General features: G+C 54.6%; 6 protein-coding genes, 2 tRNA genes and 6 rRNA genes. 2 read left to right on the plus strand and 12 right to left on the minus strand.

Going from position 1 to position 19,042, the window contains the following annotated elements; all coding sequences use genetic code 11:
- The first annotated feature begins 1 nt into the window (after position 1).
- Positions 2–1,405 (plus strand): sensor histidine kinase, encoded by a 1,404-nt coding sequence (locus ACWFUC_RS04440; RefSeq protein ID WP_489624223.1) that lies wholly within the window; start codon positions 2–4, stop codon positions 1,403–1,405.
- Positions 1,406–2,148: 743 nt separating this feature from the next.
- Positions 2,149–3,248, plus strand: a protein-coding gene (locus ACWFUC_RS04445; protein ID WP_489622786.1) for an IS3 family transposase whose coding sequence is annotated in 2 segments (ribosomal slippage) — positions 2,149–2,401 and positions 2,401–3,248 — 1,101 coding nt in all. Because the reading frame shifts where the segments join, the coding sequence is not laid out codon by codon here.
- A gap of 147 nt (positions 3,249–3,395) precedes the next feature.
- On the opposite strand, the gene rrf (ACWFUC_RS04450) is transcribed toward ACWFUC_RS04445, so the two are convergent.
- From rrf (ACWFUC_RS04450) to ACWFUC_RS04505, 12 genes are all read right to left on the minus strand, one after another.
- A 5S ribosomal RNA gene (gene rrf, locus ACWFUC_RS04450) occupies positions 3,396–3,508 on the minus strand.
- 140 nt (positions 3,509–3,648) lie between these two features.
- Positions 3,649–6,520: ribosomal RNA gene (locus tag ACWFUC_RS04455) — 23S ribosomal RNA — on the minus strand.
- A 364-nt stretch (positions 6,521–6,884) separates the two neighbouring features.
- Positions 6,885–6,961, minus strand: a tRNA-Ile gene (locus ACWFUC_RS04460).
- Positions 6,962–7,078: 117 nt separating this feature from the next.
- Positions 7,079–8,611: ribosomal RNA gene (locus ACWFUC_RS04465) — 16S ribosomal RNA — on the minus strand.
- Between the two features lie 537 nt (positions 8,612–9,148).
- A 5S ribosomal RNA gene (gene rrf, locus ACWFUC_RS04470) occupies positions 9,149–9,261 on the minus strand.
- A 140-nt stretch (positions 9,262–9,401) separates the two neighbouring features.
- A 23S ribosomal RNA gene (locus ACWFUC_RS04475) occupies positions 9,402–12,272 on the minus strand.
- Between the two features lie 368 nt (positions 12,273–12,640).
- Positions 12,641–12,717, minus strand: a tRNA-Ile gene (locus ACWFUC_RS04480).
- A 117-nt stretch (positions 12,718–12,834) separates the two neighbouring features.
- Positions 12,835–14,367, minus strand: a 16S ribosomal RNA gene (locus ACWFUC_RS04485).
- Together the 16S, 23S and 5S rRNA genes with 2 tRNA genes alongside form the textbook arrangement of a ribosomal RNA operon.
- A gap of 506 nt (positions 14,368–14,873) precedes the next feature.
- On the minus strand, positions 14,874–15,218 hold the full coding sequence (locus ACWFUC_RS04490; RefSeq protein ID WP_121037519.1) for a BON domain-containing protein: 345 nt from the start codon (positions 15,216–15,218) through the stop codon (positions 14,874–14,876).
- 232 nt (positions 15,219–15,450) lie between these two features.
- The gene (locus ACWFUC_RS04495; RefSeq protein WP_489624224.1) at positions 15,451–16,833 is read right to left on the minus strand and encodes a sigma 54-interacting transcriptional regulator; all 1,383 of its coding nucleotides are present in this window, start codon (positions 16,831–16,833) and stop codon (positions 15,451–15,453) included.
- Between the two features lie 71 nt (positions 16,834–16,904).
- Entirely contained in the window at positions 16,905–17,408 is a 504-nt protein-coding gene (locus tag ACWFUC_RS04500) for a hypothetical protein (RefSeq protein ID WP_034339018.1), read from the minus strand.
- A complete protein-coding gene (locus ACWFUC_RS04505) occupies positions 17,398–18,876 on the minus strand; it encodes a HAMP domain-containing sensor histidine kinase (RefSeq protein ID WP_489637453.1) in 1,479 nt (492 codons plus the stop codon). The genes ACWFUC_RS04500 and ACWFUC_RS04505 overlap by 11 nt, the downstream gene beginning before the upstream one ends.
- Between the last annotated feature and the right edge of the window lie 166 nt (positions 18,877–19,042).

A 19,042-nucleotide genomic window follows, 5' to 3' on the forward strand; every position in this document is an offset into this window, starting at 1 on the left:
CGTGGCACATCTGTTTTCGCGGCGGCGCTCGGTACGTGCCTATCTGCTGGCGTGGATCATTTCACCGATTGCGCTGTTCATCGTCATCGATTCCTTCTCGCTTTATCGCAATACCCTGGAGTCGGTCAACACCGCTTATGACCGGATGCTGATTGCCTCGGTGCATTCGATTGGCGACCTGCTGCGCATCGAGAATGGCGAGCTCAAGGCTTCGCTGCCTTATGCGGCGCTGGAAATTTATGAGGCCGATTATTCGAGCCGCATGATTTACCGCATCAACGGCCTGGACGGCAAGTTCTTCGAGGGGGATCAGGATCTGCCTTCCTACAAGGGGAAGGCGGACAAGGAGGCCATCTATCCGGCCCTGGCGCATATCTACGAAGATACCTATAACGGCGTGCCGGTCAGGGTGGCGGCACTGTTCCAGCCGGTGGTGACCAATGATCCGCGCGGCGCGGCACTGGTGCAGGTGGCCGAGACGATGGAGAACCGCAGTGCGCTGGCACGCAAGATTTTCTGGGAGACGCTGATCCGTCAGGCAGCCTTGCTGGTGGTGATCGTGTCGGTGACCTTGTATGTGGTGCGGCGTGCGCTGCAACCGGTGGATGCCTTGCGGCGGCAGCTTGATGAGCGGCCGGCGGATGATCTCTCGCCCGTGGCGCCGCCGATGGCACCGCGTGAATTGCAGCCGTTCATCGATGCCTTGAATCAATTGATGGCGCGCTTGCGACGGCTGCTGGATCACCAGCAACGTTTCGTGGCCAATGCCTCGCATCAGTTGCGTACGCCATTGGCGGTGCTGAAAACGCAGCTGCAGTCAGGTTTGCGGGGTGATGCGCCGGCACCGGTGATCTGGCAGGAGATGTCGGGTACCGTCGAGCGGGCCACGACGCTGGCCAATCAATTGTTGTCCCTGGCCAAGGTCGAGCAGATACGCGGTCGCGGTGCGCAGGAGGTGTGCGACCTGGGCATGCTGGCGCGCGAAACGGCAGTGGATCTGTCGCCGCTGATTGCGGAGAAGGATCTGGACTTCGAGCTGGAGGGGGAGAAGATCCTCGTGATGGGTCATCCGTGGATGATCGGGGAGCTGATTTCCAATCTGCTGCATAACGCGATCCGGCATACGCCTGTGCATGGGAAGCTGGGCATTCGCATCAGTGCTCGGGAAGATGTGGCGGAGTTGCTGATCTGGGATAGCGGAGAGGGGATCGATGACCAGGCGATGGAGAATGTCTTCAAGGCGTTTTCTTCCAATGTTTCATCAGCCGGCGGGTTGGGGCTGACCATCTGCGGAGAGATTGTCGATTCGATGCAGGCAACCATCAGCTTGCGCAATCGGATCAGCAAGGAGGGGGCGCTTGACGGCTTGGATGCACTGGTGCATTTCAGATCTGTTGCGGGGTGAGGCTGGTGTGGCAAGAATGTGGAGGGTGTGGAAAACTTAGTTTTTTGTCGGTCTCGTTCGTCACTCAGCACAGCATGGGATGGACGCCTCGAATGCCTGTGTATAAGTTTTTGTACACTGTTTCCACTTAGTTCAGGTTGTGGACAAAGTAGCTTGCGTCGCATCCGTGGCGGAATTGGGGATAAGTTGATTGGTTTCCCACGGAGATGGTGTCATCACTCATTTGTTAGAAAAGCCGGCTTTGCCGGCTTTTCTTTTGGCGTTGGGTTATGTCTCTAATACTCCAGGAAACTTGGAAAATGATCCATTACCTTGTTCTGCAACGGAATGACGTTGACTTGAGAAGCGCAAGACGTCACTCAGCAGGATCGCTGTGGACAATTCATCCACGGCCAGTTCAAGAGGAGTTGGCCCTGTGGAAAACATAAGCTGGCTTTTCCTGTTGCTGGCCTGTGGAAAAGACAAACCGCGCCCGGTGTTGGGTGGTTCGGAGGTGATATGAAGAAGGAGGGCAGGACGGCCCGATATGCGGACGATGCGTAGAGAGCGCCTGTGGAAAAGATGAAGCAAGGCGCTGTTTTTTCAGTGCGGCGGACTGAGCTGAGCCGAAGATACGCCAGGCCATCTGCATCAATCAACAGCCTGGCGCGTTTCATGGCTTCCAAGCCGAGAGGACTGACCTGAGACGAATTTTGTAGCCACCGGCTAAGTGAGTTCTTTATGCTAACGCCAAGGAGAACTCAATGAAGAAGCGATTTACGGACGAACAGATCATCAGCATCTTGCGAGAAGCAGAGAGCAAGGAGATTGCGACGGTAGATCTGTGCAAGCGTCATAACATTACAGAGCAGACCTTTTACCGCTGGAGAAACAAGTTTGGCGGTATGGATGTCTCGGATGCCCGGCGGCTCAGAGAGCTTGAATCCGAGAACGACAAGCTCAAACGCATGGTGGCGGAGCAGCTGCTGGTGATTGATGGCTTGAAGGAGTTAAGCCGAAAAAAATGATGACCTCCGCGGGCCGGCGCGAAGCGCTGGAAGTCCTTACTCGTCGGGGGCTGTCGCAACGCAAGGCATGTCGTTATCTGGATCTGAGCCGGCGGGTAGCAGGTTATCAGTTGCTACAACCTGAAAAGGATCGGAGTCTGACGCAGCAGCTGATCGCGGCATCGCAAGAGGTCCCTCGATTCGGCTATCGGCGTATGTCTGCCTGGCTGGCCTTGGGCGAGTCCCGAGTACGACGGCTCTGGAGCGCGCTCAAACTGGGTATTCCACGAAAGCGGCCTCGCAGGCGTCGATGCGGCAACGACATTCGGCTACCTGGAGCAACCAAGCCCAATTCGGTCTGGAGCTACGACTTTGTTCATGACCAGATGGTGGATGGACGCTCATTGAAGATGCTGTGCGTGATCGATGAATACACCCGGGAATGCCTGGCCATCGAAGTTGCTGCCAGTTTGCGCTCCCAGGACGTCATTCTGACGCTCTCGCGATTGATGCGGTTACATGGAAAGCCGGCCTACGTTCGGTCGGACAACGGCGCCGAGTTCACAGCGGCCAAGGTCATGCGCTGGCTGCGGGATGCCTCCGTTGGTCCCGCCTTCATTGCGACAGGCAGTCCATGGCAGAACGGATTCGTGGAAAGCTTCAATGGCAAGCTGCGTGACGAACTGCTTAACCGGGAGTGGTTCCGCAGTCGGGCAGAGGCAAAAGTGCTGATTGAAAGATGGCGTCAGTTCTACAACGAGCGCAGGCCGCATAGCGCACATCAGTACCAACCTCCAGCTACGGTCCGTCGAGCCTGGCTGGAATCGAATATGATCGACAACCGACTCACTGCCTGACTGGCTACAAATTACCGACGCAGGTCAGGACAGCATCGGAACCTCTGGCCACACAGGGATTTACTTCGCCTGCCGACCAAATGAAAACCGAGCGCACAAAGCAAAAACCCTCGCTACTTGCGTAACGAGGGTTCTTGGGAGTAACAAGCCTGACGATGACCTACTTTCACACTGGTTGCAGCACTATCATCGGCGCGAAGTCGTTTCACGGTCCTGTTCGGGATGGGAAGGGGTGGTACCAACTTGCTATAGTCATCAGGCATAACTTGTAAAGTCAGTTGCTCTCAATGGAGCAGCAACTAACCCAAACTGGAAGAAGTATTTAGTAGATTCTTGGGTGTGATGCACTAAGGGCAAACACAATATATGCTCAACTTGTCTATAACAGAGCTAATGTTATAGGAACAAGCCGCACGGGCAATTAGTATCAGTTAGCTTAACGCATTACTGCGCTTCCACACCTGACCTATCAACGTCCTGGTCTCGAACGACCCTTTAGGGGAATCTAGTTCCCGGGAAGTCTCATCTCAAGGCGAGTTTCCCGCTTAGATGCTTTCAGCGGTTATCTCTTCCGAACTTAGCTACTCGGCAATGCCACTGGCGTGACAACCGATACACCAGAGGTTCGTCCACTCCGGTCCTCTCGTACTAGGAGCAGCCCCCTTCAAACTTCCAACGCCCACGGCAGATAGGGACCAAACTGTCTCACGACGTTTTAAACCCAGCTCACGTACCACTTTAAATGGCGAACAGCCATACCCTTGGGACCGGCTACAGCCCCAGGATGTGATGAGCCGACATCGAGGTGCCAAACTCCCCCGTCGATATGAACTCTTGGGAGGAATCAGCCTGTTATCCCCAGAGTACCTTTTATCCGTTGAGCGATGGCCCTTCCATACAGAACCACCGGATCACTATGTCCTACTTTCGTACCTGCTCGACTTGTCAGTCTCGCAGTTAAGCACGCTTATGCCATTGCACTATTAGCACGATGTCCGACCGTACCTAGCGTACCTTCGAACTCCTCCGTTACACTTTGGGAGGAGACCGCCCCAGTCAAACTGCCTACCATGCACTGTCCCCGATCCGGATAACGGACCAAGGTTAGAACCTCAAACAAACCAGGGTGGTATTTCAAGGTCGGCTCCACGCAGACTAGCGTCCACGCTTCAAAGCCTCCCACCTATCCTACACAGATTGGTTCAAAGTCCAATGCAAAGCTACAGTAAAGGTTCATGGGGTCTTTCCGTCTAGCCGCGGGTAGATTGCATCATCACAAACATTTCAACTTCGCTGAGTCTCGGGAGGAGACAGTGTGGCCATCGTTACGCCATTCGTGCAGGTCGGAACTTACCCGACAAGGAATTTCGCTACCTTAGGACCGTTATAGTTACGGCCGCCGTTTACTGGGACTTCAATCAAGAGCTTGCACCCCATCATTTAATCTTCCAGCACCGGGCAGGCGTCACACCCTATACGTCCACTTTCGTGTTTGCAGAGTGCTGTGTTTTTATTAAACAGTCGCAGCCACCATTTTATTGCAACCCTTTTGTCCTTCTGGCGCAGGCCAGTCAAACTACTTGGGCGTACCTTATCCCGAAGTTACGGTACCAATTTGCCGAGTTCCTTCTCCCGAGTTCTCTCAAGCGCCTTAGAATACTCATCTCGCCCACCTGTGTCGGTTTGCGGTACGGTCTCGTTAGACTGAAGCTTAGAGGCTTTTCTTGGAACCACTTCCGATTGCTTCGCGAACAAGTTCGCTCGTCTCACACCCTTGAATTACGCTGCCGGATTTGCCTAACAGCCTTCTTCGATGCAAAAACCGACTATTCCAACAGTCGGACAACCTTCCGCGATCCGTCCCCCCATCGCATCTAACGACGGTGCAGGAATATTAACCTGCTTCCCATCAGCTACGCATCTCTGCCTCGCCTTAGGGGCCGACTCACCCTGCTCCGATGAACGTTGAACAGGAAACCTTGGGCTTACGGCGTGCGGGCTTTTCACCCGCATTATCGCTACTCATGTCAGCATTCGCACTTCTGATACCTCCAGCATCCTTTACAAGACACCTTCACAGGCTTACAGAACGCTCTCCTACCATATCCTTGCGGATATCCGCAGCTTCGGTGACTGGCTTAGCCCCGTTACATCTTCCGCGCAGGACGACTCGATCAGTGAGCTATTACGCTTTCTTTAAAGGATGGCTGCTTCTAAGCCAACCTCCTGACTGTTTTAGCCTTCCCACTTCGTTTTCCACTTAGCCAATCTTTGGGACCTTAGCTGGCGGTCTGGGTTGTTTCCCTCTTGACGTCGGACGTTAGCACCCGGCGTCTGTCTCCCAAGCTCGCACTCATCGGTATTCGGAGTTTGCAATGGTTTGGTAAGTCGCGATGACCCCCTAGCCATAACAGTGCTCTACCCCCGATGGTGATACTTGAGGCACTACCTAAATAGTTTTCGGAGAGAACCAGCTATTTCCAAGTTTGTTTAGCCTTTCACCCCTATCCACAGCTCATCCCCTAATTTTTCAACATTAGTGGGTTCGGTCCTCCAGTGCGTGTTACCGCACCTTCAACCTGGCCATGGATAGATCACTTGGTTTCGGGTCTACACCCAGCGACTGAACGCCCTATTCGGACTCGATTTCTCTGCGCCTTCCCTATTCGGTTAAGCTTGCCACTGAATGTAAGTCGCTGACCCATTATACAAAAGGTACGCAGTCACCCCTTACGAGGCTCCTACTGTTTGTATGCACACGGTTTCAGGATCTATTTCACTCCCCTTCCGGGGTTCTTTTCGCCTTTCCCTCACGGTACTGGTTCACTATCGGTCGATTACGAGTATTTAGCCTTGGAGGATGGTCCCCCCATGTTCAGACAGGATTTCACGTGTCCCGCCCTACTTGTCGCAAGCCTAGTTCCACACCATCGATTTCGCATACGGGGCTATCACCCACTATGGCCGGACTTTCCATTCCGTTTTGCTATCGTTGATGCTAAATCTTGCAGGCTGATCCCATTTCGCTCGCCACTACTTTGGGAATCTCGGTTGATTTCTTTTCCTGTAGCTACTTAGATGTTTCAGTTCGCCACGTTCGCTTCGTTACCCTATGTATTCAGATAACGATGACCTTACGGCCGGGTTTCCCCATTCGGAAATCTGCGGATCAAAGCTTGTTTGCCAGCTCCCCGCAGCTTATCGCAAGCTACTACGTCCTTCATCGCCTGTAATCGCCAAGGCATCCACCATGTGCACTTATTCGCTTGTTCCTATAACGTTAGCCTCTTTTGCAAGAGCGTTATATGAAGCGTTGAGTTTTAGCGTTTGCCGTATTCCAAAGTAAGTCTTCTAATTGCTAAGATCACTTCGTAATACTTTGATTGATACAATCACACCCATTTTTACTTTCGCAAGAACCGAAGTCCTGGCGATCGTTTAAATGAATCTTTACTTCTTCCAGATTGTTAAAGAACAAAAACAGCCATTGATCGTAAAAGATCAAACCTAAATCACTACGCCAACTTGAACGCTGACTTAGGTTTGATATTTCTTGGTGGAGGTTGACGGGATCGAACCGACGACCCCCTGCTTGCAAAGCAGGTGCTCTCCCAGCTGAGCTAAACCCCGAAACCTTGGTGGGTCTGGTTGGGCTCGAACCAACGACCCCCGCGTTATCAACACGGTGCTCTAACCAGCTGAGCTACAGACCCGCTTGGATCAGTATCAGTAGCCAGTCAGTGACTTGTGTCACGGACCGTGCTTCACCAAATAACTGTTCTTGATTTACAGCCGATAAGTGTGGACGCTTAACTTCGTGCGCACTCTAGAAAGGAGGTGATCCAGCCGCACCTTCCGATACGGCTACCTTGTTACGACTTCACCCCAGTCACGAATCCTACCGTGGTGAGCGCCCTCCTTGCGGTTAGGCTACCCACTTCTGGTAAAACCCGCTCCCATGGTGTGACGGGCGGTGTGTACAAGACCCGGGAACGTATTCACCGCGACATGCTGATCCGCGATTACTAGCGATTCCAACTTCATGGAGTCGAGTTGCAGACTCCAATCCGGACTACGATACACTTTCTGGGATTAGCTCCCCCTCGCGGGTTGGCGGCCCTCTGTATGTACCATTGTATGACGTGTGAAGCCCTACCCATAAGGGCCATGAGGACTTGACGTCATCCCCACCTTCCTCCGGTTTGTCACCGGCAGTCTCATTAGAGTGCCCTTTCGTAGCAACTAATGACAAGGGTTGCGCTCGTTGCGGGACTTAACCCAACATCTCACGACACGAGCTGACGACAGCCATGCAGCACCTGTGTGATGGTTCTCTTTCGAGCACTCCCAAATCTCTTCGGGATTCCATCCATGTCAAGGGTAGGTAAGGTTTTTCGCGTTGCATCGAATTAATCCACATCATCCACCGCTTGTGCGGGTCCCCGTCAATTCCTTTGAGTTTTAATCTTGCGACCGTACTCCCCAGGCGGTCTACTTCACGCGTTAGCTGCGTTACCAAGTCAATTAAGACCCGACAACTAGTAGACATCGTTTAGGGCGTGGACTACCAGGGTATCTAATCCTGTTTGCTCCCCACGCTTTCGTGCATGAGCGTCAGTGTTATCCCAGGGGGCTGCCTTCGCCATCGGTATTCCTCCACATATCTACGCATTTCACTGCTACACGTGGAATTCTACCCCCCTCTGACACACTCTAGCCGTGCAGTCTCAAATGCAATTCCCAGGTTGAGCCCGGGGATTTCACATCTGACTTACACAACCGCCTGCGCACGCTTTACGCCCAGTAATTCCGATTAACGCTTGCACCCTACGTATTACCGCGGCTGCTGGCACGTAGTTAGCCGGTGCTTATTCTTCAGGTACCGTCATTAGTAATAGATATTAGCTACTACCGTTTCTTCCCTGACAAAAGAGCTTTACAACCCGAAGGCCTTCTTCACTCACGCGGCATTGCTGGATCAGGGTTGCCCCCATTGTCCAAAATTCCCCACTGCTGCCTCCCGTAGGAGTCTGGGCCGTGTCTCAGTCCCAGTGTGGCTGGTCGTCCTCTCAGACCAGCTACTGATCGTCGCCTTGGTAGGCTTTTACCCCACCAACTAGCTAATCAGATATCGGCCGCTCCAGGAGCATGAGGTCTTGCGATCCCCCACTTTCATCCGTAGATCGTATGCGGTATTAGCTAGTCTTTCGACTAGTTATCCCCCACTCTAGGGCACGTTCCGATATATTACTCACCCGTTCGCCACTCGCCATCAGGAGCAAGCTCCTATGCTGCCGTTCGACTTGCATGTGTAAGGCATGCCGCCAGCGTTCAATCTGAGCCAGGATCAAACTCTTTAGTTTAATCTCTGTTTTGTGCCATTTCTGGCTACCCCGAAGGGCATCGCTCTCTCAAAATACTGACAGGTAATTTCTTGCGAACTTACCTATATTTCTTGTGAGCATTTAATATTTAAAGTTTCCAGAACCGAAGTTCTGTCACACTTCATTAAACGCCCACGCTTATCGGCTGTTAATTTTTAAAGATCTTGTCTGTCGCAAACGCGCTTGGCGCTGTTTGCATCGCTGCGAATCGTTTTGTTCGTCAGCAGCAGAGAAGCGAGATTATGTAGCAGTTTGTTTATCGCGTCAACTACTTTTTTGCGATTCGTTTTAAATCTCTTCGTCTCGCTTAACTTCCGCTTTGACTACTTCCATTTAAAACGTACTTCACACTGCTTCATGCCTCTTTGCTTTCCGGTTCAACCTGGTTCGCTTTTCAGCGGTCACCGTTGTTCCGGCCAGCTCGGTGAAGACTCATTCATACTTCAGGGTCTCACACGTATACTTAAAAGCAAAAACCCTCGCTACTTGCGTAACGAGGGTTTTTGGGGATAACAAGCCTGACGATGACCTACTTTCACACTGGTTGCAGCACTATCATCGGCGCGAAGTCGTTTCACGGTCCTGTTCGGGATGGGAAGGGGTGGTACCAACTTGCTATAGTCATCAGGCATAACTTGTAAAGCCAGTTGCTCTCAATGGAGCAGCAACTAACCCAAACTGGAAGAAGTATTTAGTAGATTCTTGGGGTGTGATGCACTATGGCAAACACAATATATGCTCAACTTGTCTATAACAGAGCTAATGTTATAGGAACAAGCCGCACGGGCAATTAGTATCAGTTAGCTTAACGCATTACTGCGCTTCCACACCTGACCTATCAACGTCCTGGTCTCGAACGACCCTTTAGGGGAATCTAGTTCCCGGGAAGTCTCATCTCAAGGCGAGTTTCCCGCTTAGATGCTTTCAGCGGTTATCTCTTCCGAACTTAGCTACTCGGCAATGCCACTGGCGTGACAACCGATACACCAGAGGTTCGTCCACTCCGGTCCTCTCGTACTAGGAGCAGCCCCCTTCAAACTTCCAACGCCCACGGCAGATAGGGACCAAACTGTCTCACGACGTTTTAAACCCAGCTCACGTACCACTTTAAATGGCGAACAGCCATACCCTTGGGACCGGCTACAGCCCCAGGATGTGATGAGCCGACATCGAGGTGCCAAACTCCCCCGTCGATATGAACTCTTGGGAGGAATCAGCCTGTTATCCCCAGAGTACCTTTTATCCGTTGAGCGATGGCCCTTCCATACAGAACCACCGGATCACTATGTCCTACTTTCGTACCTGCTCGACTTGTCAGTCTCGCAGTTAAGCACGCTTATGCCATTGCACTATTAGCACGATGTCCGACCGTACCTAGCGTACCTTCGAACTCCTCCGTTACACTTTGGGAGGAGACCGCCCCAGTCAAACTGCCTACCATGCACTGTCCCCGATCCGGATAACGGACCAAGGTTAGAACCTCAAACAAACCAGGGTGGTATTTCAAGGTCGGCTCCACGCAGACTAGCGTCCACGCTTCAAAGCCTCCCACCTATCCTACACAGATTGGTTCAAAGTCCAATGCAAAGCTACAGTAAAGGTTCATGGGGTCTTTCCGTCTAGCCGCGGGTAGATTGCATCATCACAAACATTTCAACTTCGCTGAGTCTCGGGAGGAGACAGTGTGGCCATCGTTACGCCATTCGTGCAGGTCGGAACTTACCCGACAAGGAATTTCGCTACCTTAGGACCGTTATAGTTACGGCCGCCGTTTACTGGGACTTCAATCAAGAGCTTGCACCCCATCATTTAATCTTCCAGCACCGGGCAGGCGTCACACCCTATACGTCCACTTTCGTGTTTGCAGAGTGCTGTGTTTTTATTAAACAGTCGCAGCCACCATTTTATTGCAACCCTTTTGTCCTTCTGGCGCAGGCCAGTCAAACTACTTGGGCGTACCTTATCCCGAAGTTACGGTACCAATTTGCCGAGTTCCTTCTCCCGAGTTCTCTCAAGCGCCTTAGAATACTCATCTCGCCCACCTGTGTCGGTTTGCGGTACGGTCTCGTTAGACTGAAGCTTAGAGGCTTTTCTTGGAACCACTTCCGATTGCTTCGCGAACAAGTTCGCTCGTCTCACACCCTTGAATTACGCTGCCGGATTTGCCTAACAGCCTTCTTCGATGCAAAAACCGACTATTCCAACAGTCGGACAACCTTCCGCGATCCGTCCCCCCATCGCATCTAACGACGGTGCAGGAATATTAACCTGCTTCCCATCAGCTACGCATCTCTGCCTCGCCTTAGGGGCCGACTCACCCTGCTCCGATGAACGTTGAACAGGAAACCTTGGGCTTACGGCGTGCGGGCTTTTCACCCGCATTATCGCTACTCATGTCAGCATTCGCACTTCTGATACCTCCAGCATCCTTTACAAGACACCTTCACAGGCTTACAGAACGCTCTCCTACCATATCCTTGCGGATATCCGCAGCTTCGGTGACTGGCTTAGCCCCGTTACATCTTCCGCGCAGGACGACTCGATCAGTGAGCTATTACGCTTTCTTTAAAGGATGGCTGCTTCTAAGCCAACCTCCTGACTGTTTTAGCCTTCCCACTTCGTTTTCCACTTAGCCAATCTTTGGGACCTTAGCTGGCGGTCTGGGTTGTTTCCCTCTTGACGTCGGACGTTAGCACCCGGCGTCTGTCTCCCAAGCTCGCACTCATCGGTATTCGGAGTTTGCAATGGTTTGGTAAGTCGCGATGACCCCCTAGCCATAACAGTGCTCTACCCCGATGGTGATACTTGAGGCACTACCTAAATAGTTTTCGGAGAGAACCAGCTATTTCCAAGTTTGTTTAGCCTTTCACCCCTATCCACAGCTCATCCCCTAATTTTTCAACATTAGTGGGTTCGGTCCTCCAGTGCGTGTTACCGCACCTTCAACCTGGCCATGGATAGATCACTTGGTTTCGGGTCTACACCCAGCGACTGAACGCCCTATTCGGACTCGATTTCTCTGCGCCTTCCCTATTCGGTTAAGCTTGCCACTGAATGTAAGTCGCTGACCCATTATACAAAAGGTACGCAGTCACCCCTTTCGAGGCTCCTACTGTTTGTATGCACACGGTTTCAGGATCTATTTCACTCCCCTTCCGGGGTTCTTTTCGCCTTTCCCTCACGGTACTGGTTCACTATCGGTCGATTACGAGTATTTAGCCTTGGAGGATGGTCCCCCCATGTTCAGACAGGATTTCACGTGTCCCGCCCTACTTGTCGCAAGCCTAGTTCCACACCATCGATTTCGCATACGGGGCTATCACCCACTATGGCCGGACTTTCCATTCCGTTTTGCTATCGTTGATGCTAAATCTTGCAGGCTGATCCCATTTCGCTCGCCACTACTTTGGGAATCTCGGTTGATTTCTTTTCCTGTAGCTACTTAGATGTTTCAGTTCGCCACGTTCGCTTCGTTACCCTATGTATTCAGATAACGATGACCTTACGGCCGGGTTTCCCCATTCGGAAATCTGCGGATCAAAGCTTGTTTGCCAGCTCCCCGCAGCTTATCGCAAGCTACTACGTCCTTCATCGCCTGTAATCGCCAAGGCATCCACCATGTGCACTTATTCGCTTGTTCCTATAACGTTAGCCTCTTTTGCAAGAGCGTTATATGAAGCGTTGAGTTTTAGCGTTTGCCGTATTCCAAAGTAAGTCTTCTAATTGCTAAGATCACTTCGTAATACTTTGATTGATACAATCACACCCATTTTTACTTTCATACAAGGACCGCAGTCCTGGCATTCATCATCAAATGAATCTTTACTTCTTCCAGATTGTTAAAGAACAAAAACAGCCATTGATCGTAAAAGATCAAACCTAAATCACTACGCCAACTTGAACGCTGACTTAGGTTTGACATTTCTTGGTGGAGGTTGACGGGATCGAACCGACGACCCCCTGCTTGCAAAGCAGGTGCTCTCCCAGCTGAGCTAAACCCCGAAACCTTGGTGGGTCTGGTTGGGCTCGAACCAACGACCCCCGCGTTATCAACACGGTGCTCTAACCAGCTGAGCTACAGACCCGCTTGGATCAGTATCAGTAGCCAGTCAGTGACTTGTGTCACGGACCGTGCTTCACCAAATAACTGTTCTTGATTTACAGCCGATAAGTGTGGACGCTTAACTTCGTGCGCACTCTAGAAAGGAGGTGATCCAGCCGCACCTTCCGATACGGCTACCTTGTTACGACTTCACCCCAGTCACGAATCCTACCGTGGTGAGCGCCCTCCTTGCGGTTAGGCTACCCACTTCTGGTAAAACCCGCTCCCATGGTGTGACGGGCGGTGTGTACAAGACCCGGGAACGTATTCACCGCGACATGCTGATCCGCGATTACTAGCGATTCCAACTTCATGGAGTCGAGTTGCAGACTCCAATCCGGACTACGATACACTTTCTGGGATTAGCTCCCCCTCGCGGGTTGGCGGCCCTCTGTATGTACCATTGTATGACGTGTGAAGCCCTACCCATAAGGGCCATGAGGACTTGACGTCATCCCCACCTTCCTCCGGTTTGTCACCGGCAGTCTCATTAGAGTGCCCTTTCGTAGCAACTAATGACAAGGGTTGCGCTCGTTGCGGGACTTAACCCAACATCTCACGACACGAGCTGACGACAGCCATGCAGCACCTGTGTGATGGTTCTCTTTCGAGCACTCCCAAATCTCTTCGGGATTCCATCCATGTCAAGGGTAGGTAAGGTTTTTCGCGTTGCATCGAATTAATCCACATCATCCACCGCTTGTGCGGGTCCCCGTCAATTCCTTTGAGTTTTAATCTTGCGACCGTACTCCCCAGGCGGTCTACTTCACGCGTTAGCTGCGTTACCAAGTCAATTAAGACCCGACAACTAGTAGACATCGTTTAGGGCGTGGACTACCAGGGTATCTAATCCTGTTTGCTCCCCACGCTTTCGTGCATGAGCGTCAGTGTTATCCCAGGGGGCTGCCTTCGCCATCGGTATTCCTCCACATATCTACGCATTTCACTGCTACACGTGGAATTCTACCCCCCTCTGACACACTCTAGCCGTGCAGTCTCAAATGCAATTCCCAGGTTGAGCCCGGGGATTTCACATCTGACTTACACAACCGCCTGCGCACGCTTTACGCCCAGTAATTCCGATTAACGCTTGCACCCTACGTATTACCGCGGCTGCTGGCACGTAGTTAGCCGGTGCTTATTCTTCAGGTACCGTCATTAGTAATAGATATTAGCTACTACCGTTTCTTCCCTGACAAAAGAGCTTTACAACCCGAAGGCCTTCTTCACTCACGCGGCATTGCTGGATCAGGGTTGCCCCCATTGTCCAAAATTCCCCACTGCTGCCTCCCGTAGGAGTCTGGGCCGTGTCTCAGTCCCAGTGTGGCTGGTCGTCCTCTCAGACCAGCTACTGATCGTTGCCTTGGTAGGCTTTTACCCCACCAACTAGCTAATCAGATATCGGCCGCTCCAGGAGCATGAGGTCTTGCGATCCCCCACTTTCATCCGTAGATCGTATGCGGTATTAGCTAGTCTTTCGACTAGTTATCCCCCACTCTAGGGCACGTTCCGATATATTACTCACCCGTTCGCCACTCGCCATCAGGAGCAAGCTCCTATGCTGCCGTTCGACTTGCATGTGTAAGGCATGCCGCCAGCGTTCAATCTGAGCCAGGATCAAACTCTTTAGTTTAATCTCTGTTTTGTGCCATTTCTGGCTACCCCGAAGGGCATCGCTCTCTCAAAATACTGACAGGTAATTTCTTGCGAACTTACCTATATTTCTTGTGAGCATTTAATATTTAAAGTTTCCAGAACCGAAGTTCGGTCGCACTTCATTAAACGCCCACGCTTATCGGCTGTTAATTTTTAAAGATCTGTCTGTCGCAAACGCGCCTGGCGCTGTTTGCATCGCTGCGAATCGTTTTGTTCGTCAGCAGGGGGCGAACTATAGCAACGCATCCGGCAGCGCGCAAGTACTTTTTGAAAAATAGTTCAAAATAATTTAGAAGGATATGGGCCAGGCTCCGTCCGGTACGCCGAAAAGCCTTACCCAGCTTGGGCCTCGGAGATTCTGGCCAGGACCGAAAAAAACCAAAAGAATCCGGGCCATCCCTGGCGGGACGGCCCGGATTCTTTTTTACTGGTCTAAATAATTCAAATAATTACCGGATTTTCTGCAAACCCAGGCGGCTCTGCTTAACCCGCCTTCACGGTCAGGTCGCTCTTCACGTCTCGCACTCCCTCGACCCCGGCGACCAATTGCAAGGCATGCTGGCCCAGCTCGGCGCTCGGGACGGAGCCCTTCAGGGTGACCACGCCATCCTTGGTGCTGACCTTGATCTTCATGGAAGAGATCTGCTTGTCTTCCACCAGCGCCGCCTTCACCTTGGCGGTGATCACGGAATCGTCAATATAGGCTCCGGCCTTCTGCGCAGAGGGCGCATTGGTGCTGGCGGAATCCGCCGCGTGGACTGCCGGTGCGGCAGCGGCCATCACCATGGCGGCGGCCAGCAGTCGTGCTGCAAGTGAAGATGTCTTCATGAAGTTCTCCTTGTTCAATGAGGTGGACCTGGCATTGCCCTTCCCTTCACCGAGGCGGGCAACTCTGGTCTGTTCGTTCGCAAATGCCATGCCACCCCAAGCTATCCTCAATGACATCAGTGACTTATCGCGCGAACTCAGCAGTACGGCAGCAAAGATGAGCCGGCAAACCCACCATTTCCGTCGGCCGGACCCGACATCATGTCGCAGCGACAAGCGCAACTCCTTGATTTCAAACGACTCCATCCTGTCGCTCCATCACGACGGCCTCCTCGCCACCCCGGAATCGCCTTGGATCCAGTCCATTCTTCTGCAGCAGCCGGTAAAACTCGGTTCGATTGCGGTCGGCCAGCCGGGCTGCGTCGGAGACATTGCCATCCGTCAGCTTCAGCAGCCGCACGAGGTAATCCCGCTCGAATTTCTGCTTGGCCTCTGCATAACGCAGCAGATCCAGCGTCGGCACCCGCAATGCGCGCTGCACCAGCGACGCCGGGATCAGCGGCGCGGTCGACAACGCGCACACCTGCTCCACGACGTTATAGAGCTGGCGCACATTGCCCGGCCAGTGGGCCAGGCTGAGCACTTCCAGCGCATCCGGGGCAAAGCCCGTCAGGCGCTTGGGATAGCGCGCGGCGATGGTCTTGAGGAAATGATTGGCCAGCAGCGCGATATCCTCACGCCGCTCTTCCAGCGGCGGCAGGCTGAGCGTGACCACATTGAGCCGGTAATACAGATCGGCCCGGAAGTGCCCCTCATTCATGGCCACCTCCAGGTCGCGGTGGGTGGCCGAGATCACCCGTACGTCGACCTCGGCAGCCTGGTTGGCCCCCACCTGCCGCACGGTCTTTTCCTGCAGTACGCGCAACAGCTTGACCTGCAAGGCCAGCGGCATATCCCCGATTTCATCGAGAAACAGGGTACCGCCTTCCGCCGCCTGGAATAAACCTTCACGATGCTCTACAGCGCCGGTAAATGCGCCTTTCACATGGCCGAACAATTCGGACTCCAGCAACTGCTCGGGAATGGCACCGCAATTGACGGCAATGAAGGGCTTGTCCGCACGTGGACTGGCACGATGAATGGCGCGGGCCAGCACTTCCTTGCCGGTACCGCTGTCGCCACGGATGAGGATGCTGGCGTCGGAGGCCGCCACCAGCCGGGCCTCGGCCAACAGTTCATCGACCCGCTGGCTGCGGCTGATGATGTCGGCGCGCCAGGCTTCATCCGGCGTCTCCTGGGCTGGCGCGGACAGGCTCAGGGCCTGCGCCACCTTGTCCAGCAGGACATGGCCATCAAACGGCTTGGTGAGATAGGCGAAGGCCCCCTGCGTGGTGGCCTCGACGGCATCGGGAATGGTGCCATGGGCGGTGAGCAGGATCACCGGCAAGGCCGGATAGCGGCTGCGGATCTCGGCAAACAGCGCCAGCCCATCCATGCCGGGCAGACGCACGTCGGTGATCACCAGCGCCGGCAGCGCAATGGCCAGCTGGGCCAGGGCGGCCTCGGCGCTTTCCACGGCCAGGATGCGGTAGCCGCTGGCGTTCAGGCGCAGCGTCAGCAATCGCAGCAGGTCGGGATCATCGTCGACCAGCATCAGGGGGGCAGTCTTTCCCATCGGGACTCCAGTTCCAGTAAAGGGAACGGCCCCGGCGGGATGGCGGCACCCCGGGTCTTCAGGGATGCAGATTACTTGCCGCCAGCCGGCAGGGTCCGTTCGATGTTCTTGAGCGCTTCCAGCTTGTCGTTGAGCTGATCGACCTTGCGCTGCGCTTCCTTCAGTTGCACCGAGGACTTCTCGGCACCGTCGGCCACGCGGCGCAGGTCGGAATAATGTCCAACCAGCAACTGCACCAGAGGCTTGAGCTTCTCCGCTTCGACGCTGCGATCGGCCATGACGTTCCATAGCTGGGCTTCGGCCTTGGCCAGGTCGATGGCGTCGCGCGTCAAAGACAGGGCCATGGCGCGGCGCACATTGGTCGCCGGACCGGCCGGATAGGTATTGACACGCTGCAACTCGCGGCCCAGTTCGGCCGGCGTCATCTTGCGCAGTTGGGCGTTGTAGGCCAGCAGTTCGTCGATGTTGCTGGAGGATTGGATGAGCTGGACGGTCGACGTCGGTGCGGACGGCTGCGGTCCCACACACGCGGCCAGCACGACGGAACAAGCCAGGATCAGGATCTTATTTTTCATCAGGCAACTCGATTCGGAAATGCGACCCGCCCTCACGCGGGACCAGATAGACCTTGCCGCTATGCGCCTGTACGTACTCGCGCACCACGGACAGCCCGATGCCATTGCCACGGCGGGCACCGGTGGGCTGATGCAAGCCCTGGTAGAAGGGTTCAAAGATGCGGGCGGTATCGGTCGGTGCCACGCCCGGCCCCTGGTCCAGACATTCCACCCGCACCATGCCCGGAGCCTCGCTCAGCAGGAAGCGGATGAAGCCGCCCTGCGGGCTGAAGCGCACGGCATTGGACAGCAGGTTGGCCAGCACGATGGCCATCTTCTCGGGATCGACCACCACGGTACGGGCCGCACCCTCGATTTCCACCTTCAGTTCGCGCGCCAGCCATTGCAGGCGCTGGTCGTCGATCACCTTGTGCAGCAGCGCGCGCAGGTCCACCGGCACCGGATGGATACGCTGGGCATCGAAGGAGACTTCGTTATAACGCAGCAGATCCTCGATCTGGGTCTGCAGCGACTGGGTATTCTGGCGCAGGATGCGAGCGATCTCGCGCTGGTTCTCGGTCAGTTGCCCGGCCACGCCGTCATCCAGCAGGGCCGCGCCTTCGCACAGCGCCGCCAGCGGGGTCTTCAATTCATGGGAGACATGGCGCAGGAAGCGCGACTTCTCCGCCTCCAGATCCGCCAGCCGTTGGCGCAGCCAGTCCAGCTGCTGGCCCAGGCGGCGGATGTCGGCCGGGCCGCGCACGTCGATGGGCTGGTCGAAGCGATTGTCGCCCAGCCGGCCAATGGCCTGCTCCAGCCGTGCCATCGGACGCGACAGCCAGAGTCCGAAGCAGAACGCCAGCAAGACCGCCAACACGATGGCCCCCACCACCTGGGCGGTGAGCAGCTGGCGCTGCTGCTCCAGCGCCGCCGATAAAGCATTGTTGCGGCGATCCACCTCGCGTCGGCTCTCCAGCGCGATGCGTTCATTGAGCGCGGGCAGGCGCGCAAAGTCCTGGAACAGCTTGGCCTGCTCGCCCTTGTCCTTGCGCGACTCCGCCTCCAGCACGCCGGCGGCTTCATCCACATACACGCCCCACTGGCTGAACAGGTCGCGCGGGGCCATCGGCAGCGAATCCGACAATTCACCCAAGGCCTGGCGCGCCTGCTCGCGCGCCTCGTTGAAACGATCATGGAAAGCGCGGTCATCCAGCACCAGGTACTGGCGCGCACTGCGCTCCATGGCCACGGTGCGCTCGGCCAGCCGCTGGGCGGATTCGGTCAGCTGCACCGCCTGGCGCGCCGTCTCGCGGCTGTTGGCCGACATGCGGTCCAGTGTGAAGAGGGCGTGGATGGACGTACCGCTCAGGAGCGCGGCGATCAGCAGGAAAGCCGCCAGCAGCAACTGCCGGAACGACAATCCAAGATAGCCGGGCTTGCGGCCGGCGGGCGACTGGGGCGGATGAGTGTGCTCGATGGCGTTGAACATGCGATTGATCTCGGTCCCACAAGACTTGCCTGGTTATCCGGCTGGCGCACTGCCCTCCGGCCCGAAACATGCCGACAGGAAACGCCGGCCACGCTGTTGCGGGCACACATTGTAATCATTTGTCGGGCGGCCTGCGATGCGGCGACGTTTCCCCGCAGCAATTCCG

Source organism: Herbaspirillum sp. Her4 (genome assembly GCF_057961335.1).

Bases quoted from the DNA above. Each gene is read 5' to 3' on its own strand.
- ACWFUC_RS04490 (WP_121037519.1), bottom strand. From the start codon at position 15,218: ATGAAGACATCTTCACTTGCAGCACGACTGCTGGCCGCCGCCATGGTG.
- ACWFUC_RS04495 (WP_489624224.1), bottom strand. From the start codon at position 16,833: ATGGGAAAGACTGCCCCCCTGATGCTGGTCGACGATGATCCCGACCTG.
- ACWFUC_RS04500 (WP_034339018.1), bottom strand. From the start codon at position 17,408: ATGAAAAATAAGATCCTGATCCTGGCTTGTTCCGTCGTGCTGGCCGCG.
- ACWFUC_RS04505 (WP_489637453.1), bottom strand. From the start codon at position 18,876: ATGTTCAACGCCATCGAGCACACTCATCCGCCCCAGTCGCCCGCCGGC.